We start from the raw sequence: 24910 nt of genomic DNA, 5'->3' as shown, positions 1-24910 counted from the left end.
CAGGTAGGGAAATCCCCCGCCTGGCAATGGTATTACCATAAACCATCTTCGCATTTGGCTTCTTCTTTTGTAAGTCCGCCAACTCTCGGGTGAGGCCTGCCACAGTTAGTAACAGAAAGTATTAAAACTATCTCATTGTCTCTAGGTGCGTCAGGTACTCTTACTTCCATAGCATCAAAATGCGATCTGACAAAAGCCGCATCCTTGAAATGCAGTGGTACATCTATGGCGCACCCTGGATATCCCATCTTTTTAGCTGATGGTATTATTGCCTTGCCTCCATTAACTTCGTCTCTAAAGGGTTTGCCCAGTTTTGGGTGAAGAAGTGCCGCTGCGTGTTCTAACTCTCCATTTCCGCCGACTATAGCTGCTTTTCCATAGCTTTCCACTTCTGTTTTATTCATGCCAGCGGCAGCAAGGGCTTTTTGGGTCAGTATTGGTGCGATTTCTACGCTCCACTCTGTCAATGGCGATAAATCCTCTACATATTTACCTGCAAATGGATTTTCAATTACTACTGCAGCAGCAGCCCGTTTGTGGGGTTTACCTTCAATTTCTTTTCCGCCATCGCTCTTGATCTCTTCAACAATGGTGTAAAACTTTCTTATTTTTACATCCATAATCCAAATTACTCCCTTCATTATTTTTTAAGCTATACCTTGGGGATGACTATAATTTCATTCCCAAGGCAAATGACCAATTCTTTGATAATTCCAACATTAATAAACGCGTCTGTTTAAATGTAAAAGTGCTATCACCTCCATTGCTTACTATAAACTCTAGTTGCACCCAATTCTATGGCTTATTTCAGTGTAGCATCGCTTGCATTTATCATTATTAATTAGAATCATGTGATAATCTATTTGCTCCCTTTTAAACACTCATATAAACATATATTGTTTTCTTAGCATATTGCCGCTTTGGTTACAGGTGGTGGCGTATTCCTACTTTTAGAAACAGCAATATTTCCATCGATTATAACCATTGAAATTCCAGGTAAATCACCCGCTTCGAGTGCCTTTAGGCAATCTTCTCCTACGGACCCCATAGGTGCATCCATGATTACAAAATCAGCTTCACGGCCTTCTTCGATAATTCCAACATTTAACCCATATATCCTTGCCGTATTACCTGTAGCCATACATATGGCCTTTTCAGCAGGAATCCCCGCCATAGAAGCTATATAGGCAATTGATCTCAATATTCCAAGTGTTATTATTCCTGTGCCTGATGGTGAATCGTTACCGAGTATTATTCTATCAAGTTGCCCTTTTTCATTAAGCCATTCTACTGCTTGCTTTAATACTTTGAAATTTCCACACTGGACAAGTTCTAAGGCATAGGATGTTTCGTCTATAAGTTTTTTAACTTCGTTTAAAGAAATCGCTGTGGGACCACCGTTTAAATGTGATACAACATCTGGATTCACTGTCATAACATCTTCCGCTGTTATAGTAGTGCTACCCGGAATCGAGGTTCCTCCCGTATGCATCATGACTTTAAAACCGTATTTTTTAGCCCACTCTACCATTGGTGCTGCTTCCTTTGGATTGTTAACTGTACCAAGGCCTATCTCGCCAACTATCCAAACGCCCTGCTTTGCTAATTCCTCGAAATCTTTTTCCGTCAATCCCTTTTCTAATATTAATCCACCACCGTGAAGTTTAACACCACCGGGTCTAGCATTTTTAGAAGACTTATAGGCAAGTAGAGCAAGGGCCTTTGTTCCTTCAACGTCTTTTGGTCTTCCCGGGGTATGGCATTCACCTGCGGATATCATGGTTGTTACTCCACCGTGAAGTGAACTGTTAATAAACCCTAACATGTTTTGTCTTGGTGTGAAATCACCTATAACAGGGTGTACGTGAGAGTCTATAAGCCCCGGTGTTACAGTTGTTCCTTGAGCATCTATAACTTTATCGCACTGAAACTTTTCTAGTAGTTTCTCATCGCCAATCCTCTTGATTTTTCCATCTTCTACAACAACGGTATTTGCCTCTGATATAGGATTATTAATATCTCCGGTAACCAAGATCCCTATGTTTTTAATGGCTAAAACTGACATGATCTCTTCTGCCTCCTTATTAATTGTTAATTTTGAAAAGTTACTTTATAATTAGTCACTTACTACTGCCTGTGGACAACCTTTTGCAGTTCCCTACACAGGTTTGAATTTTAATGCTTTGAAAAACTATATATTCATTTCACTATTGCTTTGTTGAACTTCTTTTTCAACTTGTTTATTTATCAAACAGTTTACTTAAGACTGTATAAATTACACCTGCGGCAACCATGCCTACAACAGGGGGAATGAAGAAGTTCGTTTTAAGTGAAATATATCCTGTAGTTCCACCTAAAACCCACGCTAACATTGCTAACCAATTTGTTGTAATATTTTCTTTTGAATTTTTTACAAAATAATATTCGGCTGTAAGTAACCCTGGTACAGGTGGTATTAGAACTGATAAGAATTGTATTATAGGCAGTATATATTTATAAATTCCCAAGGCAGCAAATACAGCTGAAACACCTGCTACTGCAATTGCTATTTGCATGTGACTTACTTTTCCTTTTGCTGAAGTTTCTCTTAAAACATTTTGTATTGCAAGGCTTGCCCCGTATATGTTATTGTCTTGGGTAGTCCAAAGGCAGAATATAGCTGCCACAAAAGCAACACCTGTAAGACCTAGCTCAGCCATTGCTAAAGTAAAATCACCTTGTCCTGTAGCAAGGGCTACCAGCGCACCTGCAAGCTGTAAACCAAAACAACCAACTATAAATGCTACTAAACCGGCTATTACTACATCTCTTTTGCTTTTTGCAAAACGACAGATATCCGGTGTAATTGTTGCACCAAATACCCAGCCACCAACTATTGAAGCTGTAGCAGCTGTAAAAGACATTGGTTTCTCAGGTATATAACTTGTTAGCCCAGCAAAACCATTCGTTGCATTGAATGCAGCAATAACACCAACTAAAGACATGATAAGTGCGGCAGGAACACCAATAAAGCTTACAACTTCTAACCCTTTATAGCCTCTAATTGCGGATTGCATCCATATTAATATTACAATTACAGCGGTAATAGGAATGCTAATCGGCCACCAAGGGAATGTAGTTTTTATAAGCCTTGAAAATATGTCACCATTCAATGATATCCATGTAACTGAAGACATTGCCAACAATAAAGAAAATATGCTAGAACCATTTTTGCCAAAAGCTCTTCTTGATAGAAATGCAGTGGACAATCCTGTCTCGTAAGCCATTAAACCCGTAATTATAACTATCGCAATCAATATCCCGTTCCCAATAAATAACGCTAATAGTGCTTTGTCAAAGGTCAATCCAACTCCAGCCGCTCCTCCGATAACGAAATTGGATAAGGCTATAGGATATCCTGCTAAAACAGCGGTCAGGCTTAATAAAGTTTTTCTTTGAGATTCCGGAACTGGTGCAAATGCGCTTTCATAAATATCGGTATTTTGCTCAACTTTTTTTGTCTCTGTTTGCATTAACTTTCCTCCTCATTAAAATACTTAATATTGGGAGCTGAGTTGGAGTGCACTTTCACAAATACTATTTTAGCTGCCAATACACCTTTTCACAATGAAAGTCACTCATGGGTTACTGCTAGTTCTTAATACAAACAACACATACATTCCTATTAGCTTTTTAAAAAAGTAAAATAAACTCTGCTGACAAAATTATTGATCTGGTTTAGTATTTATCCAACTGTTTAATTATTTTTTATATCTACACCCCTCCTCTTACATACTTGTTTTCTAATTCTCTTATCTCAGGCAATCCAATTAAATCATTAAACTCCTGAAAGGGGATCATCTTTTCAATAGAATCCCGTGTAGTACCTTTACTTTTCAATTCCTGCATTAGCTCCATCATTGATTTGGCAGTGGTATAAACTGATGCTGTAGGAAATATAACTAGCGCATATCCCATTTCCTCCAGCTCTTTGGCGCTAAACAGGGGGGTTCTCCCGCCTTCCACCATATTTGCCAGTGTAGGAACGTTAAGCTCTTTGTTGAGCCTTATCATCTCTTCTTTGCTCTCCGGGGATTCAAAAAATATAACATCTGCTCCAGCTTCAGCATAGGCTTTTGCCCGCTTTAATGCCTCTTCAAAACCCATAGATGTCCTAGCATCGGTACGTGCTATAATCACAAAGTCTGGGTCCTGTCTAGCACTTATTGCTGCCTCAATTTTCCCTAACATCTCATCCATTGAAACTACTTGACGACCTATCATGTGTCCACATTTTTTTGGAGCAACCTGATCTTCCAATTGTATAGCAGCTGCTCCTGCTTTTTCATACTCTTTAACGGTTCTCATAACATTTATTGCATTGCCAAAGCCTGTATCTCCATCCGCTATAACTGGTATATCCACTGCTGCAGCAAGTTTACTGACTTGATCCTGCATCTCCGTCATGGTTATCAGTCCTACATCGGGCTTGCCGAGATAACTGGCAGCCCGGCCATATCCTGTCATGTACACTGCATTGAAACCTACTTTTTCGATGACTTTAGCTGTTAATACATCATGAGCACCGGGTGCTACAAGAATTTGTTCATCTTCGATTAGTTTTCTTAGTAAAGTTGTTTTCTTCAACTTCAGTTCCTCCTTAAAGCTCATATTCCAAAATAATTTTTAAGTAATGTAAACGCATATTCTCGATCGATTTGTGATATAGCACCTGCTGCATACAAAAGATAGTTTTGGTCGATAAGGATTTCAGGATTCTCCGGGAGCAGGGAAAATTCGGGTTTTTTGATAGCATTTTCTATTCTTTTCTGCGCATCACTTAATTTGTTGTGAACAAAAAATCCGCCTACCCCTATTATGTACTTTACCTTTCTAAGGTCTCTGCCAATAGGCATCCCAGGTACTGTACCCATAATTGGATCAAACTCTTGGGTTATGAATCCCGCATGACGTTTTAAGGCAACTTCTATAGCGGTTTCTGCCAAAAGTTCATCGAATAGTTTTTCTCTTTCATTCTTAGGCAGATGCCCCGGATTCTTTTCTAAAAAGCGTACATATTGAGTAACTTCCCTTTCAACGGATTTATCATCAATATTTCTTTTCTTTAATAAACCTTTACTCCCCACCACATCGAGAATACCTTGAGCACTGACACGCATACCTAAATTTCCTTCTACGGTTCTATAGGCGACCTGCTTTTCATTGGCCACTATTAATCCTTTCTCTTCATCAGCTAGTTTTTCTAAGCTAGGAAGCACCGAGTGTACATCTGTAGTTGCACCTCCTAAATCAACCAGCACTAAGTCGCCCAAGCCTTTTTCATCATATACGCCCTTTGCGAGAAGTTCGGCTCCCATAAGTACCGCTCCAGGGGTAGGTATTATCTTGTCAGTGGTTATCTCTTGTTTCAGGGGAGCAAGGCCTGGAGCCTTTGTTATCTGTCGTATGAACTCCTGATGAATGGCTTCCCGAGCTTCCCTAACTCTAAGTTCATGAATTGTAGGCATTATATTTGGTACTCTTTCGTAGGCAACTCCGCCATCATGTAAGATCCCAGCTACTTCTGATTGAGAGTTGATGTTTCCTGCTATTATTACAACAGCCTTTATCCCGCTTTCCAGTATCAATTTTGCATTTTCAATGATGGAAGATTCGTCACCGCCGTCAGTTCCCCCAGCCAACAAAATTATATCTGGATTTATCTCTTTTAAAATTTCTACTCGGTATTCTGGGGGATCTTCTTGTGATACTATTTCCAATACTCGGGCTCCCGCATTCATAGCTACTTCTTTAGCAGCTTTTGCTGTAACTCTGGCCATATAACCCATAGCTACCATTCTAAGGCCGCCGGCGGCACTGCTGGTAGCAAGCACATGACAAGCATCGATAGATGTATCTCCGGTAGCTGCACATATTTTTGTCTTTCCCAGAGTTATTCCCTTGTATACATTTTCAATAGTAGTAGGTGCCTGAGCTGTAGCTACCAATCGACAATCTTTAAACAATCTTAGTTTTGTATAGGTGCTGCCTATATCGATAACAAAATAATCGTATTTGGCCACGAATATCACCTTTCTTTAGGTATATAGCAGTATCCCTCCATGATTCTTCTTGCAGTTCTACTTATGGCAGCCTTTTTAAGATTCCACTTTCCCTCTTCATGATTTGCACATACATCAATAGTAATTATTCCTGCAGGATGCCCTATTCTTAGAATTGGATCTTTGCCCCGATGTTTTTCTTTCATCACTTCATTTACTACAGTTCCATCAATTCTTGCAGCAGCACCTGTACAAATAGTCCCCGTTCCGGCATAAGTTTTGTGCATTATTTGCATAAACATCAATCTGGATACAAAATCTATATCTTCTTCCCTGATCTGCTGTCCTGTGGTAAAATCTTTATAATCTGAAGCCGGAGATACAAAGGCCACCATAGGAAAGGCTGGAGATTTCGTCTTAGCTTCTCTCCAATCCTTAACCATTCCAATGGTTTGTGCAGTTTTCGATCGGATTTCCTCGAGTATATCCAGTATCTTTTGATTGCCGTCGATTTCTTCAGGTGTCTCAGTGCCTGTTAGTCCTAAGTCTACAGCCCTAACAAAAACCATGGGATTGGCTGCATCCACTATGGAAACTTCCAATTCTCCTAAATTAGTTATTTGGATTTTATCTTTCACATTTCCCGTTGGTAATAGTTTACCGGTCTTGGCACCGGCAGTTTGAGAAAAATCAATGGAAATTTCTGCTCCTGTTCCAGGTACTCCATCTATTTTATAGTCTCCGAGCACTTTTGCTTTTCCGTTTACCACTTGGACCTGCTCTATTAGAATAGAGTTAGTGTTTGTATTGTGAACTCTTACTATCGTATATGGCTCTTCAACCTTTACTAGTCCTTCATCTATAGCAAACGGACCCACTCCTGATGAAATGTTGCCACAGTTGCCTGAATAATCAATGGTAGGCGCTACATAAGACACTTGCCCAAATGTATAATCGATATCGGCATCAGATCTTGAAGGAGGACCAATAATGGCTACTTTGCTTGTTAATGGGTCTGCGCCCCCAAGGCCGTCAATCTGTCTTACATCCGGACTTCCGAATATCTTCAAAATTGTCTCATCCCTCTTATCCTTATCCTTGGGCAAATCTTCATCTCTTAAGAATATACCTTTGCTGGTTCCCGCCCTCATTATTACAGCCCTTATTTTTTCCTGTTCCATAGAGTTCTCCTCCTGTAAGTATTTTAGAAAACATTATTTTTGAGTCTTTTCATCAATCCATGCCACAATATCATCCAACTTGGAACCAGGACCAAAAAATCCGTCAACTCCAAGAAAACCGGGGCCTTCATTTTTAATTTTATCCTCGTATTCTTTGTGGTCTTCTTCCTTTTCTGCAATCCTGCCCCCAGCCATTAGCACAACATCGTCTCTTATGCCCAGTTCCTGTAAACGCTGGTTCACCCGTGGAAATAAGGTAATTCCAAGACCCAAAAGGTTACTGACTCCCACTACACTGGCTTTAGTCTCTGCAGCCACTTCTGCTACAGTTTCCGGTAGGTTCATGCCCCTTAAGAATATAACCTCGTAACCTGCCTGTTGGATGGCTTCTCGAACTTGGTTTATCCCAACTACGTGAGCATCGGCTCCAACTGTGGCAAGTACTACTTTATGTTTTTTAGTAATTGGAACCTGTTTAGGAACTTGAACTTTCTCTTTAGTAACAGGCATATATTTTTTGTCCACTCCCAGTGGAGTATAGCCTGGTACATATCGTCTGATTCCATCAGGATCCCGATGGGTTTTTACAAATCGCTTCAAGTCCCACCCTCCGGCTCGGGGAGTATCTAATATACCGCTTTTACCGGCTTTTACTATTAGCTCTATAAGCTCCTCGGGATTGTACCGCTTCCAGAAATCCTCAGTGATCTGCTCTGGCTTAAGCATGGTTGATTCACCTAAAGCAGCTGTTAATACTGCCAAGGCCTCCTGTTTTATTTCGTTTTTGCGCTGCGTGATATATTCATCATGGATATCAATTTTATAAGTGTTTTCAAATACATTCATAGTGGCCCAAATGGCTTTTGCCATAGATTCCCCTGTAGGTATTCCCACAGATTCGGCAGCTTTTGGTCTATAGAAATTGGCACCGCCCAATTTTGCACTTATAGCCATTCTAGCAAAGTGGGCTTGTTCCACTGTTAAATCAGCAGGAGGATTCTGGAAGGTTTCGGGAACTACAACAATGAACTCACTCCATATCATCTCTCTGAAGGCTTTCATCAGTGCTAGATCTGCCATAAGGTTTATACCGGCTACATTCATTTGAATACAACTCAAAGCCCGGTCAAGACCCCCCAAAACTGCTAATCCTTCAGCTAATAAGCACATTGCTAGAGCCATTCCATCGGTACCTTCAATATTGTTTATATGTTTGTGAGAATCAAGTTGGACGAAAATATTGTTTTCCGCACAAATCTGAATAGCTTTAAAACCGTTTAACACCTTGGTTTTATAATCATGAATACCTCGACCTCCAAAATGCACGTGGATAACCGGCCCTATATCAGTACCATCGAAACCAGCTATAAAAGAGTTTAATATGGATAAGTGTGGAGTATCGCCGGTGGCATTAATCCGCATTGGGTGTTTTGAACCCCCACCCAGTTTCACAAACTCTCGCTCACCAAGAGGTGTAATCCCACCTTTACCTCGGGACTGTTCTATCAGTTCGATGCCGTCTAAAGGATCTATATGGCGAGTCGCTTCCGAGTGTACGAAGTGAAAAAGAGTAGTACCTAGTTTTTCCGCCATATCGTACATATGTTTTGATTCTCTGTAAGTTTCCTCCGCGGTATTTCTGCCCAGTATAGGATTCATTATAGGAATGCTGTCTTTTTTGGCCTTTCTTCCTAATTCCGTCAACCGGTACCCGCTTCTCATCACTCCGTTAACTTCCCGGGGATAAGGCTCTGGAAGCCCTTGAATAATTCCTTTTTCATCGATATATGGCATTTTAACATCAAATGCCTTTTCATAGGCTTTTATTCGCTCCATATCTTCTTTGATAATTCTTTCAGTATTAGGCCTTTTTACAGTCAATTAGCTCACCTCTCTCACACAGTATATCCCTTACACGATTTATAAGACCGCCGGCTCTCAGTGTAGCCAAAGCCGGTTCGGAAAGTTTTTTTAACTCATAGACCCTACCTGAATCAATATGCAGTAAAATTCCCGATTCAATATCAACTTCTACTTGATCGCCTTCTTGAATTTCTCTTTTCATTAGGTCTATGCACTCAGATGTGATTACCGGCAACCCGATATTTATAGAGTTTTTTCTGAATATCATAGCAAAAGAAGCGGCTATAACGGCACCAACTCCAGCGTCCTTTAAGGCCACAGGTGCCTGTTCCCGGCTTGAACCGCACCCGAAATTTTTGCCTCCTATGATCACATCCCCAGGTCTTACTTTTTCGACAAAATCCGGAATTGAGCTTCCCTTTAATGCATAATTTTTTAGTTGACAAGCTGGAACCGACATGGCATAGCCGGGTAAAATCTGATCTGTATCTATGTTATCTCCCAGAAAAAATACTCGACCTTTAACTTTTTTCACAATCATCCCTCCATGGCAAAACGCTTCCCGGACTTACAATGTATCCGGCTATGGCACTTTCCGCAGCCGTTCTGGGAGAAGCCAAGTAAACCTTTGCTTTATTGTGGCCCATGCGACCGGGAAAGTTCCTGTTTGTAGTGGAAACGGCAATATCGTCTTCACTGAGTAAACCTTGATGGGCACCGAAGCACGGCCCACATCCCGGATTTACCACAATAGCACCAGCATCGCGAAATATTTTGGTTATACCTTTGTGGTCCATTTGTTCGATAACTTTCTTGGATGCAGGAACTACTATCATGGTCACCATATCGGATATTTTTTTTCCTTTTAAAACCTCGGCAGCAATCTCCATATCTTGAACACGACCATTAGTGCAACTTCCTATAACAACTTGAGTTATTGGTGTCCCCTCTACATCTTTCACCGGTTTGACATTGCCCGGAGAATAAGGGCAGGCTACTTGTGGCTGTATGTCCGATGCTTGTATCCTGTAAGTTGCCTCAACTTCTCCTATGGGCTCACCTTGGTTCACATACCCTATCATGGCCCCCATCTCTATGGCCATATTGGATATAGTCATCTTTTCATCAAAGGACATGTTTGTGATAGTATTACCGCCAAAAATCACCGCTTTGTCCGTAAAACCGTGGGTGCCAAATTTGCCTATTAAATAAAGAATGACGTCTTTGGCATATACGCCGGGATTTAAATGCCCTTCAACCTCAATTAGATAAGTTTGGGGCACTTCTATATCTATAGTTCCTAAAGCCATTACCGCTGCCAGTTCTGTTGCTCCTACGGGAATAGCTACGGCACCGAAGGCACCGGCTGTGCATGTATGAGAATCGGCGCCTACCACAATATCTCCCTCTTTGTATAGGGCTTTCTCAGCCGCCAATTGATGAATGACTCCATCTCCCTGGTGGTACAATTTAATTCCCATATCTTTGTAAAAGCTTTTTAAACTATTATGTTGCAATCGTGAATCAACAGAAGAAGAAGGTATGTTGTGATCTATGACAAATACTACTTTGTCCTTGTCAAAAACTTTCTCGGCACCGATTTTTCTAAATTGTTCTATGGCCATCGGACCGGTAACATCATGGGCTATTGCCAGATCTACAGGCACACACAATTCATCTCCCGCTTTCACTGTTTCTTTTCCGGTCTTTTGCGCTATAATCCGTTCAATGATATTCAAGCTTAGTTCACCGCCCCTTAAGGATTTATAACTACTATACCCAGTTCTTTTGCTATCTTTAAAGCCTCATCTTTAGAAGGGCTTGCATCTCTTAGAACTAATCGTCCCCCGCCTCTATTTAAAGTATCTACCATAGAAGTCACTTCTTCTGCCACTATGGTAATTCTCTGCACCTGATATTCCTGGGTTTCTAAAATCTCCACTTCTATTCCTTTTTCCTTGACTTTATCCATAACTTTACCGTACATCTCATAATCAGCAGTAGAGGATCCGAACACAGCAGCCATCAGTATGCCAGGGATATTTATCCCTCGCCGGGCAAAAAGTTCAGGATAAAGCTCTATCTTTACTTTTTTAATATTTCCCTTACATAAAAAGTGGGCAATTCGTGCTGCATTAGTAGGAGAACCCACTGCTTGACTGCTACCGCCTACAACAGCTTCACCTAAGGTTTCCGTAATAGGTCTTGCACCGGTGACAAGCCTTTTTGAAATTTCCTTGGCTTCCTTTATGGTTTCTTCAATTCTTGTTTTTTCTTTTGATTTAACTGTGTCGTCTATCAGTTCTTCCACCATGGGCTTTGTTTTGAAAAAAGGCTCCATGAACTTTATCACAGTAGGAACAATCTCTTTGGCTGAAATAGGATGAATCTCTGCAGCCATAGATACCATAACATCTATCGGAACATTCACCTCGATGTTAGTATTTATTGCTAGACTTGCAGCCATTGCCCCTATTAATATGGCTCCACCGATATGGGTGGCGCATAAACCCGGCACCATAACCCTAGGAGTGCACGGAACTGCAATTGTAGGAGACAAGGCTAAAACCATAGCTCTTTCCATTGCCTGGGGGCTGCCTCCTTTAAGTTCTACAAAAGCTGCAGCCATGGCACAAGCTCCTGCACCGAAGCCTTCCATATTACAGCCGGTGCCAATTTTGCCCACTCTGAATACGGATCCTACCTTCAAAATAAGGCTGGCCAACTGAGCAATTCGATCTTGATCATAACCGCTATCCATCATGGCTTTTATGAAGCCCGTATAGGGGCAAGGATCTCCTGTACCCGCACATGGCCTAAGGCCTATAGTATGATTTCCCACTTGGGCTGCTAAGGTATACATTAATGCCTTATCGATAAATTCATCTTCAAAGATTTTAGACCCATCAATAGCTGCAAGTTCAGCACCCACTTTACCAAACAGCAGGCTTTCTCCTGTAGTCATACCAATTTCTACAGCTTTAAGATTATGCTCAAACTGTTTTAGGACAAGGTCTAAGACTTCTCCTCTGTTTTTACCCGTCTGATTTTGCGCCTCTTCAATGACCACAACTGCTGGACTTGATTTGGTCTCATTAGCGATCTCTATTACTTCTCCCAAAGTTAAAGGCATTTTTTGTTCAATTAGACTCTTAAGTTTAGCAGTAGCCACTTCATTCCTCCTTCCTTACCGTAATGCCAGACCATTTTTCATAAAGTTTTACAACTGAGGAAATATCCTTTTGTCCCAAGCCTTCAGCCTTAGCCATTTCATAAATTTGCTGAGCCATATTTCCCATGACAAGAGGTAAGTTTAGGTCTTTTGCTGTATCAACTGCCAATTGCAGATCTTTATATTGTAAATCAATCATAAAACCCGGTTCAAAGTTACCCTGTGATATAAATTTCGGATACTTGGCTTTGAGTGCATAAGAGTTGCCTGAACTGTTTGTGATAACTTCAAACATTACTTCAGGATCCAGACCTGCTTTTACACCCAGTGTTAGAGCTTCCGCCACAGCAACCATATTAGCTCCTAGCAAAAGATTGTTCACGAGTTTTACAGTATCTCCTGCTCCTACATCGCCAACGTGATAGATAGTTTTACCCATAGTTTCAAGAATTGGCATTACTTCGTGTAATATTTCTTTTTTTCCTCCCACCATTATAGTCAAGTTTCCAGATTCCGCCCCGGCAGAACCTCCACTGACAGGTGCATCTAGAATTTCTACCCCTTTTTGGCTTGTTTTTTTGTAAATATCACGGATAGCTTTAGGAGTGATACTGCTTAAGTCTACTAATATAGTGCCGGGTTTTGCCTTAGAAAGAATGCCGTCTTCTCCTAGTATTACATTGGTTACGATTTGTGAATTGGGTAAGGACATTAATATTACATCAGTGTCAATAGCTACATCGCCGGGGGAGCTTCCGACTTCGACTCCCAGCTTTTCAAATTCCATAACCGCATCTTCCATTACGTCGAAAACTTTTAGATTATACCCTGCATTATGTATGCGCTTTGCCATGCGACTTCCCATTACACCTAAACCGATAAAACCTATCTTCATTTTTGACCTCCAATATTGTTTTTAATTAACATAACAGGCTTTATGCTTTAAACAGTCAATAATATATACTTGCAAGTTTTATGCCGTTAAAACAGCCTTAAAAAAGGCCACATATTCAACAAAAAGCCCAGAAAGTATTGCAAATATGAAATGCTTCCTGGGCTTTTATCAGAATACACAGTATAATTGAAGATTGCATCATTTCGTTTTTGTTATGTAATTTCAAAAATGAAATGTTTTCAGACTTCAATATTTAATTCTTTGATTTTTCTCCACAGAGTAGTAGTGCTTATTCCAAGGATCTTTGCAGCTTGTACTTTTACCCCTTTTGTTTCTTTTAGCACTTTTTCTATTACTTTTTTTTCATAATCGGCCAACATAGCCGACAATCCTTGACTTGCATCCCCTATATCATCCATATTGAATTTAAAGCTTAGGTGATCTTTAGTAATGTATTTATCATTTCCTAAGATATTAAAGGCCTTTTCAAGACAATTTACAAGTTCTCTGACATTTCCTGGCCAATCATATTGCATAAGCAGCCTTGTAGCCTCATCATCAATTTTCTCTACATATTTTCCAAAGATCACGTTCATTTTTTTTACTATCTCACTAGCTATGAGAGGTATATCCTCCCTTATCTGCCGCAAGGGTACCAATTTAATGTCAAATACATTTAATCGGAAAAATAAATCCTGTCTGAATTTACCATCTTTTACCATTTTATCTAAGGGCTTATTAGTGGAAGCTATTACTCGAACATCAAGTGGTATAGCCTTTCTTCCGCCTAAACGTGTTACTTCCCGCTCCTGAAGAACTCTTAGAAGTTTTGCCTGTAAATCAATGTCCATCTCGCTGATCTCATCTAAAAATAATGTACCCCCATTAGCTTGTTCAAATACTCCCGGGTGACCACCTTTTTTTGCACCGGTAAAAGCACCACTTTCGTATCCAAAAAGCTCACTTTCTATTAAAGTAGGCGGTAGAGCAGCACAGTTTATAGCCACAAAGGGTTTATTATGCCGCTCGCTGGCATTATGAATCGAGTGGGCAAATAACTCTTTGCCCGTCCCTGTTTCACCGTAAATTAGGACATTTGAATTGGATTTTGCCGCTAGTTTTGCAGTCTCTTTTAATTTTCTCATTGCCGGACTTTCCCCTATAATATCTGAAAAGTTGTACTTCGCAGTTTGATGTTTTCTTACTTCACTTACAAGTTTATTGCTGCGCCTGACCATTTCTTCGTTATTAAATCCGAAGCCAAATTCTTTGGTTATTGGTATTCGCACAGCCATGGCGCCGCTGACAGACGAAGATTCTCCGATAACAGGTTTTTGCTTTATCATTGATTCTCTGGCGCCCTTGCTTACTAACCCCAAATTTTTATGGTCTGTATTGCCTTTGGAATCAACAGTTGCTATTCTTTTACCTTGACTGTCAAATACTACCGCTTCTCCCCCTGCTACACGGGCTATAAAGGGCAGAGACTCTATAAGGGATAATTTCAAATCATTATTTCGTTTAACCCTTTCTATGTTGCTGCAAGCTAAGACATACTCACTTATGGGCAGGCACCACGATTCCGCTCCATCTTCCAGTTGAGACATGCCACTAATAGCTTTGCCTGTTTGAGCTGCCTTTTTTGCAAGCCCAAATACTACACCCTTTAAAGATTCTATTTCATTACCAGATGAGTCAACGGTTTTTAATCTTACTCCATCTCTATCAGTTACAGTGGCATAACCTCCGGTTATTCTAGCTAAGACTTCCAAACAGTCTATCAAGATTTCCTGTAAATTTGCGTTCATTAAGTATGCCCCCTTAAGTATACCCCCTTAAGTATACCCCCTGTTGATCCTGTTAATTATGACTGAATTATTTAGTAATTCGACAAACTTGTTTTAAAACCCTTCTTTAAAACAATAATCGGGTAGTAGATAGACAATTATTTTATCTACCTCCTACCCGATTTTTTTACCTCAAATATAGCTTATCACATATTTAGTCGGTAATTGCAATATAACGATAAACCAAGAAATTGTTTAATGTAAGGTCTTTCTAAAAAGATTTTTCAGAAAGACAGCGCCGTTTTATAACGCCGCCGCCTAATACTTTATCACCGTTATAAAATACCACTGATTGGCCGGGGGTAACGGCTTTTTGAGGATTTTCAAAAATTACTTTTACCGTATCGATATCAAGTGGGATGATTTCGGCCGGCTTTTCAGCAAAATTGTACCTTATTTTTACATTTGCACTAAACTTTTCGTAAGGTGCATCTATTGATACCCAGTTAATTTGATGGGCTGTAAACTCCTTTATATAAAGGTCTTTTTCGTCCCCTAAAATTACGGCATTATTCCGAGCATCTATATCTACTACATAAAGAGGCTTACCGGCAGAGATGCCAAGGCCTTTCCTTTGGCCTATTGTATAAAACGAAATGCCTTTATGCCTTCCAATTACCTTGCCGTTTATATCTATAAATGGCCCTTCTTTGATTTTGTCCGGGACTTTCTTATATAGAAAATCACGGTAATTGGTATCGATAAAGCAAATCTCTTGGCTGTCAGGTTTGTCCGAAACAGATAGACCTATTTTTTGAGCTATTTGGCGAATTTCCTTTTTTGTATAATTGCCCAGCGGAAAAAGGACATGCTCAAGTTGGCGCTGAGTCAAACCATATAAAACATAAGATTGGTCCTTGTCGCTGTCGACAGATTTTTTTAAAATATATCGGCTTAGAGTATCATCATATTCTACCCTGGCATAATGACCGGTTGCAAGATAAAAAGCGCCAAGTTCAAAAGCCGCTTTTAGAAGTTCGGTAAATTTTAAATATTTATTGCAAACAATGCAAGGGTTTGGCGTCTTGCCGGACAAATACTCGTTTGCAAAATATTTTATGACTTTTTCATTAAAGCAGTGTTTTAAATTTACCACATAATGCGGTATGCCTAGTTTTTCTGCTACAAGCCGGGCGTCCTGCACAGCTTCGCTAGAGCAGCCGCCTTCTTTAGCTTCGACTTTGCGTGGCGCATCATCGAATATTTGCATAGTTATTCCGATTACTTCATATCCCTGCTCTTTTAACAGATATGCACAGACAGAACTGTCTACCCCTCCGCTCATCGCTACTGCAACTTTATTTTTGTTCAATATTAACCCCTACTTTTTTTATAATCATTTATCGCTTCCTTAAGCGCGTCAGCAGCAAGATTTGAACAATGCATTTTGCTCGGTAAAGTTTTCTGAACTTAATTATAGCATAAATTACATCATTGTAATAATAGATCGGAAAAGCTTCGATAAATTCATTTATCCATAGAACACATAACTTTAAGGTTGATAAAATTTACGACAATGATAAACTAAAGACGGTAACTTCGTAATTTGATGCCGGCATAGTTAAAGAATAGAAAATTGCAGGGAAAAATAAAAAAGTAAAGGGGTCAGGGAAATATCTGATTTAATGCTCAAACGGCTCTTGTTTATAATAGTTTTTGTTTTGCTGTTCTCTTTTCTGATAATTGAAAGCTTGATTATAGTCAACTCATTTTCTAATGATGATATGCCCGTTGATTATATGATAATTTTGGGTGCAGGATTATATGGCGATGAACCGTCACCGTCTCTGAGGTATCGGCTGCAGCAAGCTTTAGAATACGCAAATAAATACCCTCAAGTGCCCATAGTAGTATCCGGCGGCCAAGGTTCCAATGAATGGATAAGTGAAGCTGAAGCAATGCAGCGCTTTTTGGTGAAACACGGAATCAAAGAAGAAAGAATAATAAAAGAAGATTGCTCAACAAATACCGGTGAAAATTTACTTTTTGCAAGAGAAGTAATTAAATATACAGGTAAGGCAGAAAGACCGAAGGTCATGATTGTAACCAGTGAATATCATATGTTCCGTTCCAAGTTTTTAGCAAGGCGATACGGATTTATCCCATACGGGATATGTGCGCCCACTCCGGCATATCCCAGATATTTAAAGCCTCTATATTACATACGGGAATATTTTGCTGTGATTAAATCCTTTTTATTTGATTAGCTTCATGCTCAAAGGCCTAGGAGGCGACAGGCGTTTTGTCCGCTTACTAGCTCTTGTTCTTCTTGGCTTAGGCCGGATTCTGATATTTCCTTAAGGTACCTTTTCATAGGCAGCAAGGGAAAATCACTTCCAAATAGCACTTTATGTAAAACTTCGATATTACCGGCTGCTTTATATATATTTTTATTATAAAGCAAAGGAGATGCAGCCGTATCATAATATACGTTTTGATTTTGTTTTTTTATCTCAGGCATCAATTCATAAAACATAAGCCCACCGCCCCAATGGGCAAATATAACTTTAATGTCGGGAAAATTTTGAGCAAAGGCACCGGCTTTTTCTGGAGTGGTGTTAGTCTTTCCGGCATAGTAATGGCCTACAGGCTCATTTGTATGGATTATCAGGGGAAGTTCTCGCTCTATACATAAATTAGCTAGGTTTGACATCTCTTTAGAATCTGCTATATCAAATCCCTGCCCTTGAGGAAAAAGTTCTCCAACGCCCTTAAGTCCGGCAGCTCGGCATCTGTCAATTTCCTTTTCCAGTTCCGTCGCTGTAGGCATAGCTACCATATATCCTATTAGTTTTTCGGGATATTTCTTTACGGCTTCAGCCGTATAGTCGTTGACATAACGGCAAAGACCCATATCTTTAAAGGCAAACCCAAAGATGACTGCCTTATCAACCCCTGAGCCTTCAAGTTCTCTTACAACATCATCAGCCGTAGCAAACTTATTTACAGGACTTTCACTTAGAAGCTTAAAGTAGTCCTCTTTTTCAGCTATTTTCTTCCAGTCTTTTATAATATCCGGCGGTGTTACATGTACATGAAAATCTATCTTCAAGTTTAACAATCTCCTTTTTTATTTAATTGCTATTAATGCCGTTCTTTAAGTTTACTTAAATTTTCTAAATATGGCGGCCTCATAATACCCTTCTCTGTTATTATTCCTGTTATATTCTCATTAGGTGTCACATCAAAGGCGGGATTATAAACATCTATGCCTTCCGGAGCAATTCTTACGCCGTTTATATGAGTAACCTCAGTTGCAGCCCTTTCTTCGATTACTATCTCTTTGCCGCTTTTTATATCAAAGTCAATAGTTGAAATAGGCGCTGCAATATAGAAAGGAACCTTAAAATCTTTTGCCATTTGTGACAGCATAAATGTGCCTATTTTATTGGCTGTATCGCCATTTAACGCAATCCTGTCAGCTCCCACAATAATTACATCAATTTTTCCATCTCTAATTAGCACGGCAGCTACACTGTCGGGGATGAGCTTAGCTGGAATCTTCTCCTGCACCAGCTCCCATGCCGTAAGCTTGGCACCTTGAAGCCGCGGCCTTGTTTCGTCGGCAAAAACCCGTATGTTCTTACCCATGTAGTGAGCTTCCCTTATAACGCCTAGTGCTGTGCCATATCCTGTGGTAGCAAGGGCACCGGCATTGCAATGAGTCAGTATGGTAGCTCCCTCCGGAACAATTTCATTTCCATACCTGGCTATGGCTTTATTTGTTTCTAAGTCTTCTTTCTCTATATTTTTCGCCTCATCTAATAAAATCTCGTAGATTTCACTATTTGCTCTATCTCTATTTACTTCTAAAACATTCATCATCCTCCGAACAGCCCACATCAAATTTACCGCTGTAGGTCTTGCATTTCCTACAATTGCAGCACTTTCTTTTATTTTTTCTAAAAACTTTTCTTTCGGCAAATCTAAAAATTTTTTAGCGGCAAGGACTATGCCATAAGCTCCGGCAACTCCTATGGCCGGGGCTCCACGTACTATCATGTCCTTTATGGCAAACTCCACATCTTTATATTCTTTACATTCAAACATAGAAAGTTTTTCCGGCAATTTTCTCTGATCAATCAAGTAAAGTTTTCCGTCCTTAAATTCTAAACTTTGAATCGAAGTCATTTGAAATAACCTCCCTGTGTAATCGTAAACTTAAAGCAAACTGTTTCTTGAATTACATTTCGATAATTCTCATGATTTTTCCTTCTTAAATATCTGCCAGCAATAAGCAAAAAGACCCGCAAATCACTTTGCGAGTCTTTTTATTTACGTTTTATTAATACATCATGTCTCCGCCGGGCATGGGTGGCATTGGTTTTTCTTTTTCCGGAATATCGGTTACAACAGCTTCTGTGGTAATTACCAAGGATGCTATGCTAGCCGCATTCTGGAGTGTCGATCTCGTTACTTTTGTCGGATCTACAATACCCTTAGTAAGCATATCGCCATATTCTTCGCGTAGGGCGTCAAATCCAACGCCTTTTTCACTGGCCTTCAGTTTTTCTACAACAATTGAGCCTTCATAGCCGGCATTTGCTGCAATTTGTCTTACCGGTTCTTCTAATGCTCTCTTTATTATCTTTATGCCAATAGCTTCATCGCCTTCTGCTTGGATTTTATCAAGCGCTGGTATGGCATCAATAAAGGCTGTTCCGCCACCTGGAACTATGCCTTCTTCTACAGCAGCTCTTGTAGCAGACAGAGCATCTTCTATGCGAAGCTTCCGCTCTTTAAGTTCTGTTTCAGTAGCGGCACCGACTTGAATGACAGCTACACCGCCGGCTAATTTTGCTAAGCGCTCTTGAAGTTTTTCCCGATCAAAATCGGATGTGGTTTCTTCAATCTGGGCTTTGATTGCGCTAATACGCTTCTTAATATCTTCAGTTTTGCCGGAGCCTTCGACAATTGTAGTATTTTCTTTATCTACTCTTACCTGTCTTGCCCTGCCCAGCATGCTCATATCAATATTCTTAAGATCCATACCAAGGTCTTCGGAAATCACCTGTCCACCAGTCAAAATAGCTATATCTTCCAACATTTCTTTTCTGCGATCTCCAAAGCCAGGAGCTTTAACTGCTACACATGTCAATGTTCCGCGCAGTTTATTAACAACTAGTGTTGCAAGTGCTTCGCCTTCTACGTCTTCTGCAATTATAACGAGTTTCTTGCCCTGCTGTACTATTTTCTCCAGGATGGGTAGCAGGTCTTGAACTGTTGTAATCTTTTTATCAGTTATCAAAATATAAGGATCATCAAGGACAGCTTCCATTTTTTCAGTATCGGTTACCATGTAGGGAGATATGTATCCCCTATCAAATTCCATTCCTTCAACTACTTCAAGGGTAGTTCCCATTGTCTGTGACTCTTCAACAGTAATGACACCGTCTTTACCTACTTTTTCCATAGCTTCGGCAATAAGTTCTCCGATTTCTTCATCGGCTGCCGAAATTGATGCTACTTGCGCTATAGCCTCTTTCGTTTCAACGGGTTTGCTGAAGGTTTTAATCTCTTCGACTACTGCATCTACAGCTTTTTTAATACCCTTTTTCAAAATTATAGGATTGGCGCCTGCCACTACATTTTTCATACCTTCATGTATAATGGCCTGAGCAAGCAAGGTTGCTGTAGTAGTTCCATCACCTGCATCATCTTGTGTCTTTGTAGCAACTTCCTTTATTAGTTGAGCTCCTGCATTTTCATAGGGGTCCTCAAGTTCTATTTCTCTTGCTATGGAAACACCGTCATTAGTAATAGTGGGTGTCCCAAACTTCTTCTCTAAAACAACATTACGTCCTTTAGGTCCTAAAGTTACTTTAACAGTATCAGCAAGCTTATCAATACCTTCCAATAAAGCTCTACGAGCATCTTCTTCGAATTTTATCTGTTTTGCCATTTAAAAATCCCTCCTCGCATTTTTATTCCAATATAGCTAGAACATCACTTTGTCTTAATATCAAATACTCTTCACTATCTAGTTTAACTTCTGTCCCTGCATACTTGGAGAAAATAATTTTATCTCCTACTTTTACTTCTAATGGAACCTTTTTCCCATCAATGATTTCACCGGACCCAACTGCGACTACTTCACCTTTCTGAGGTTTTTCCTTCGCAGTATCTGGCAATACTATGCCTCCCTTAGTCCTCTCTTCTTCCTCCAAAACTTTGATGACAATTCGATCACCTAGTGGTTTAATATTCATTGTATAACCCTCCTTTTATGATTTTATTTATCAATCTTGTTTAAAGCAAAAGCTTTTAACAAAGCATGAAGGACACTGCTGTTAAATTCTATTAAGCAAGTTGTTAGCACTCCATCGTGATGAGTGCTAACTTCATTTAATATGATATACAAAGCTTCCATTAAAATCAATTTCTCTTATTCTCGCTGTTAGTTGAATAAATTGTATTTTTGCCGATTATGCTGCTTTTTTCTTTATTTTTCGCGTTATTTAAATAAAATCCACTTTTGTATTTTTCCACTTATAGAAGAAAAATATGCATGTTTTATGCGAATATATTTATAAATTATCATTTTTGTTAGTGACATTTTGATTGATTTAGATTATAATATGATATAAAATCTAATGTTTTATTATATATAGGATGTGGGAGTGTACCTAGGGTTCCGGCTATATTGCGTCTGGTCCAAGCGGTACAGCTAGTTTTTTCTAGTACACCGTGAGTATAAAAGACTCTAGCGGCAGGTTCCACTTATGGCTTTGTCATGAGTAATCTGCTATTTTTTTATACTTGGAACTTTGGGGGTGGTGTATAATATAGTAGGGTTGAAGTCTAAAGTAGTTTAAATATTTACGAATTGAGTTACTTGTCTGAAGAAAGCTTATTTTTATTAATATCATTAATATCATTTTGAAAATACTCGCAGGAGGTTATTTTATGCTTATGTCTAAACACTCAAGGTTTCTAACCATACTTTTTATAATTATGTTGACAGCAGCACTTTTATCCGGCTGTAGCCAAAATCAGTCGGAAAAAAGTCCTGATACATCACAACCAGCAAAAGCTGATGAAACAATTAAAATTGGTACTATAGGTCCTCTTACCGGAAATATTGCTACTTATGGTCTAAGTACTAAAAACGGTGTAGAGATAGCTGTGGAAGAGTTTAACCAAAACGGTGGAATCAACGGTAAGCCTATAAAGCTAATATCGGAAGACACACGCGGCGAACAAACCGAAGCTGCTAATGCTGCTTCAAAACTCATAGAGCAGGATAAGGTAGTAGCCATTGTCGGAGGCGTAATAAGCTCGGAAACGCTCACTGCCGGTCCGATAGCCAATGATGCTAAAGTTGTTATGATTTCATCTTCATCAACAGCAGCCGGAGTTCCGGAAATTGGTGATTATATTTTCAGAAACTGCCTGTCAGATGAAGTTCAAGCTATACAATTAGCTGAATACGCCGTTAAAGAATTGGGACTTAAGAAATTTGCCATAATGTTTACAAACAATGATTATGGTCTTTCCCTCAAGGAAGCTTTTGAGGCAAAAGCTAAAGAACTTGCAGGAATAACAGCCATAGAAACCTATAATGATGGCGAGAAAGACTTCAGGGCTCAGCTCACTAAGATTAAAGGAACAAATCCTGATGCTTTATACATCGCAGGTTATTATACCGAAGCTGCCAAGATAGCCCAACAGGCAAAAGACCAGGGTCTTAATGTTCAAATTCTCGGCGCAGACGGTTTTTATTCCCCGGTATTACTTGAATTAGGCGGTGATGCCGTGGAAGGTGCAGTTTTTACAGCCGGATTCTTTACTGATGATCCTTCTGAAAACACACAGAATTTTGTTAAGGTATATAAAGAGAAATTCAACAGTGAACCTGATATGTTTGCGGCCCAAGCATATGACGCAACAATGATACTGCTAACTGCTATTAAAAACACTGATGGCAAAGGCGGAGAAGCCCTTCAACAGGAAATGGCAAAAACTAAGGATTTCCCAGGTATCACTGGAAATACATCTTTTACAGATGTTGGAGATGCAATAAAAGATATAATTATATTAAAAGTAGAAGATGGGAAATTTACCAAGCTTCGTTAACAATAACAGTTGATGTTAGATAAATTTGTCAATGGATGGACTAGTCCATCCATTGACTTTGCCCTTTAGAAAGGAATTGATTTAGAAATGTTTTTCGAACAAATAATAAATGGTCTAACACTTGGCAGCACATATTCATTAATAGCTCTCGGTTATACAATGGTATATGGAATTTTGGAACTTATTAACTTCGCACACAGCGAAATATATATGATTGGAGCCTTTATAGGCCTTACAATGGTTTCGGTTTATAAGCTGCCTTTTTTTGTAGCACTTCTTATTAGTATGATAGGATCATGTATATTAGGCATTATTATTGAAAAAGCCGCATATAAACCGTTAAGGAAAGCTAATCGAATAGCTCCGCTGATTAGTGCAATAGGAGTTTCTATCTTTTTGCAAAATGCCGTCTTGATGATAGCAGGCCCACAAGCCAGGGCATTTCCTTCCGGTCTTAATATAACAACTTTGAATATCGGAGGATTTCGTATTTCAACATTACAGCTTTTAATTTTGTTTGTATCTATTATTCTTATGGTAGGATTGCACTTTTTGATACAAAAAACTAAACTTGGTCAGGCTATGAGGGCTACTGCTCAAGACAAAGAAGCTGCTCAGTTAATGGGAATAAAGATCGATCATGTTATTACCTTTACTTTTGCCATAGGTTCGGCATTAGGTGGGGCCGCAGGAGTACTTGTCGGAGTTTATTTTGATTCAGTTGATCCAATGATGGGATTCTTCCCCGGTTTAAAGGGATTTGTAGCAGCTGTACTAGGGGGAATTGGCAGTATTCCGGGTGCAATGCTTGGTGGTTTAATTCTCGGACTTGTCGAAATGGTTGGAGCGGTTTATATGTCACGATATAAAGATGCTATTGCTTTTGCAGTTTTGATATTCATTCTATTACTTAAACCTACCGGGCTTTTGGGCCGTAGTGTACAAGAGAAAGTGTAGGTGAAGCAAGGTTGAATTACTATCTTCAAATATTGACAGTTATTATGATAAATTCTATACTAGCTGTAAGCCTTAATTTAATAACGGGATATACCGGTCAGCTTTCTCTTGGTCATGCAACATTTATGGGCATAGGAGCATATGCTGCAACCTTGTTTACGTTAAAGCTGCATTTACCTTTTTTAATCTCCATCGTTTTAGGTGCTTCTGTAGCAGCTTTTTTTGGATTCATCATTGGAGTGCCTACATTAAGATTAAAAGGCGATTATCTTGCTATCGCCACTCTCGGCTTTGGCGAAATTATGAAAAATATTCTCTTAAACCTTAAAATTACAGGCGGTCCCATGGGTCTTCGAGGTATCCCAAAGGTTACAAATATATATATAGCAGCAGTAGCACTGTTTTTGGTCATTTTTTCTCTAAATCGAATAATGAATTCTCGTGTAGGGAAATCTTTTATTGCAATCCGCGAAGATGAATTGGCGGCCGAAGCAATGGGAATAAATACTACTCAGTTTAAAATTCTCGCATTTATTATAGGTGCATTTTATGCCGGATTGGCAGGAGGGCTATACGCTTTCTTATTCCGGTACATAAATCCGAAAGACTTCGGATTTATGAAGTCGATTGAAATACTGTGTATGGTAGTTTTGGGCGGAATGGGTAATACCTATGGTGCTGTTTTAGGCGCATGTATAATAACTGTGCTGCCTGAGCTTTTACGATCAATATCACCGGTAATCGCTCAATATCGTATGGTCTTTTATGGTTTGCTGCTTATTATAATGATGATTGTAAAACCTGAAGGGATAATAAGTGCACCATCTTCAAATAAAAAAGAATACAAAAACTCGCTCGAGAAAGGAGGTCAATAATCA

General features: G+C 39.5%; 22 protein-coding genes. 4 read left to right on the top strand and 18 right to left on the bottom strand.

The genetic code is table 11. The annotated features are described in order from the left end of the window. Positions 1-32: 32 nt before the first annotated feature. The 14 genes from TEPIRE1_RS02050 to TEPIRE1_RS14365 form a co-directional block, all read right to left on the bottom strand. Positions 33-620 (bottom strand): amino acid synthesis family protein, encoded by a 588-nt coding sequence (locus TEPIRE1_RS02050; RefSeq protein WP_013777532.1) that lies wholly within the window; start codon positions 618-620, stop codon positions 33-35. A 284-nt stretch (positions 621-904) separates the two neighbouring features. Beyond that, on the bottom strand, positions 905-2065 hold the full coding sequence (locus tag TEPIRE1_RS02045; protein WP_013777531.1) for an amidohydrolase family protein: 1161 nt from the start codon (positions 2063-2065) through the stop codon (positions 905-907). A gap of 175 nt (positions 2066-2240) precedes the next feature. Beyond that, the gene (locus TEPIRE1_RS02040) at positions 2241-3512 is read right to left on the bottom strand and encodes a purine-cytosine permease family protein (RefSeq protein ID WP_013777530.1); all 1272 of its coding nucleotides are present in this window, start codon (positions 3510-3512) and stop codon (positions 2241-2243) included. 241 nt (positions 3513-3753) lie between these two features. Next, the gene (locus tag TEPIRE1_RS02035; RefSeq protein ID WP_013777529.1) at positions 3754-4626 is read right to left on the bottom strand and encodes an isocitrate lyase/PEP mutase family protein; all 873 of its coding nucleotides are present in this window, start codon (positions 4624-4626) and stop codon (positions 3754-3756) included. Positions 4627-4646: 20 nt separating this feature from the next. Beyond that, entirely contained in the window at positions 4647-6062 is a 1416-nt protein-coding gene (locus TEPIRE1_RS02030) for a glutamate mutase L (RefSeq protein WP_015294899.1), read from the bottom strand. A gap of 5 nt (positions 6063-6067) precedes the next feature. After that, positions 6068-7222, bottom strand: a complete 1155-nt coding sequence (locus tag TEPIRE1_RS02025) for a 2-methylaconitate cis-trans isomerase PrpF family protein (protein WP_013777527.1) — start codon at positions 7220-7222, stop codon at positions 6068-6070. A gap of 33 nt (positions 7223-7255) precedes the next feature. After that, on the bottom strand, positions 7256-9103 hold the full coding sequence (locus tag TEPIRE1_RS02020; protein ID WP_013777526.1) for a cobalamin-dependent protein: 1848 nt from the start codon (positions 9101-9103) through the stop codon (positions 7256-7258). Further along, complete coding sequence (locus tag TEPIRE1_RS02015) at positions 9084-9626, bottom strand: LeuD/DmdB family oxidoreductase small subunit (protein ID WP_023211354.1); 543 nt, start codon at positions 9624-9626, stop codon at positions 9084-9086. Before TEPIRE1_RS02015 ends, TEPIRE1_RS02020 begins: the two co-directional genes overlap by 20 nt. Then, a complete protein-coding gene (locus tag TEPIRE1_RS02010; protein WP_013777524.1) occupies positions 9607-10824 on the bottom strand; it encodes a 3-isopropylmalate dehydratase large subunit in 1218 nt (405 codons plus the stop codon). The genes TEPIRE1_RS02015 and TEPIRE1_RS02010 overlap by 20 nt, the downstream gene beginning before the upstream one ends. A 17-nt stretch (positions 10825-10841) precedes the next feature. After that, positions 10842-12257 (bottom strand): hypothetical protein, encoded by a 1416-nt coding sequence (locus tag TEPIRE1_RS02005; protein WP_013777523.1) that lies wholly within the window; start codon positions 12255-12257, stop codon positions 10842-10844. A 1-nt stretch (position 12258) separates the two neighbouring features. Beyond that, positions 12259-13152, bottom strand: a complete 894-nt coding sequence (locus TEPIRE1_RS02000) for an NAD(P)-dependent oxidoreductase (protein WP_013777522.1) — start codon at positions 13150-13152, stop codon at positions 12259-12261. Between the two features lie 239 nt (positions 13153-13391). After that, on the bottom strand, positions 13392-14960 hold the full coding sequence (locus tag TEPIRE1_RS01995; protein WP_013777521.1) for a sigma-54 interaction domain-containing protein: 1569 nt from the start codon (positions 14958-14960) through the stop codon (positions 13392-13394). A gap of 250 nt (positions 14961-15210) precedes the next feature. Beyond that, positions 15211-16311, bottom strand: coding sequence for a tRNA 2-thiouridine(34) synthase MnmA (gene mnmA / locus TEPIRE1_RS01990; protein WP_013777520.1), 1101 nt, complete (start codon positions 16309-16311; stop codon positions 15211-15213). 2 nt (positions 16312-16313) lie between these two features. Next, entirely contained in the window at positions 16314-16385 is a 72-nt protein-coding gene (locus TEPIRE1_RS14365; protein WP_197537071.1) for a hypothetical protein, read from the bottom strand. Positions 16386-16624: 239 nt separating this feature from the next. Here TEPIRE1_RS14365 and TEPIRE1_RS01985 point away from each other — a divergent pair, with 239 nt between their 5' ends. Further along, positions 16625-17206 carry a YdcF family protein gene (locus TEPIRE1_RS01985; RefSeq protein WP_013777519.1) on the top strand — a complete coding sequence of 194 codons (582 nt, stop codon included), beginning with the start codon at positions 16625-16627 and terminating at the stop codon, positions 17204-17206. An 8-nt stretch (positions 17207-17214) separates the two neighbouring features. Here the strand turns inward: TEPIRE1_RS01985 and TEPIRE1_RS01980 are convergent, their stop codons facing one another. The 4 genes from TEPIRE1_RS01980 to groES form a co-directional block, all read right to left on the bottom strand. After that, positions 17215-18051 (bottom strand): amidohydrolase family protein, encoded by an 837-nt coding sequence (locus TEPIRE1_RS01980; RefSeq protein ID WP_013777518.1) that lies wholly within the window; start codon positions 18049-18051, stop codon positions 17215-17217. Positions 18052-18083: 32 nt separating this feature from the next. Continuing rightward, complete coding sequence (gene mtnA / locus TEPIRE1_RS01975) at positions 18084-19130, bottom strand: S-methyl-5-thioribose-1-phosphate isomerase (RefSeq protein WP_013777517.1); 1047 nt, start codon at positions 19128-19130, stop codon at positions 18084-18086. A 154-nt stretch (positions 19131-19284) separates the two neighbouring features. Further along, positions 19285-20901 carry a chaperonin GroEL gene (gene groL / locus TEPIRE1_RS01970; protein WP_013777516.1) on the bottom strand — a complete coding sequence of 539 codons (1617 nt, stop codon included), beginning with the start codon at positions 20899-20901 and terminating at the stop codon, positions 19285-19287. Between the two features lie 22 nt (positions 20902-20923). Beyond that, positions 20924-21208 (bottom strand): co-chaperone GroES, encoded by a 285-nt coding sequence (gene groES / locus TEPIRE1_RS01965; RefSeq protein ID WP_013777515.1) that lies wholly within the window; start codon positions 21206-21208, stop codon positions 20924-20926. A 697-nt stretch (positions 21209-21905) separates the two neighbouring features. Between groES and TEPIRE1_RS01960 the strand changes: the two genes are divergently transcribed. From TEPIRE1_RS01960 to TEPIRE1_RS01950, 3 genes are all read left to right on the top strand, one after another. Next, positions 21906-23075, top strand: coding sequence for an ABC transporter substrate-binding protein (locus TEPIRE1_RS01960; protein WP_013777514.1), 1170 nt, complete (start codon positions 21906-21908; stop codon positions 23073-23075). Positions 23076-23162: 87 nt separating this feature from the next. Beyond that, a complete protein-coding gene (locus tag TEPIRE1_RS01955; RefSeq protein ID WP_013777513.1) occupies positions 23163-24032 on the top strand; it encodes a branched-chain amino acid ABC transporter permease in 870 nt (289 codons plus the stop codon). Between the two features lie 11 nt (positions 24033-24043). Beyond that, on the top strand, positions 24044-24907 hold the full coding sequence (locus tag TEPIRE1_RS01950) for a branched-chain amino acid ABC transporter permease (protein WP_013777512.1): 864 nt from the start codon (positions 24044-24046) through the stop codon (positions 24905-24907). Positions 24908-24910: the final 3 nt, after the last annotated feature.

This window comes from Tepidanaerobacter acetatoxydans Re1, assembly GCF_000328765.2.
Classification (GTDB): Bacteria; Bacillota; Thermosediminibacteria; order Thermosediminibacterales; family Tepidanaerobacteraceae; genus Tepidanaerobacter; species Tepidanaerobacter acetatoxydans.
The sequence above is the reverse complement of the archived record's forward strand: the minus strand, read 5'-3'. Positions and strand labels throughout refer to the sequence as shown.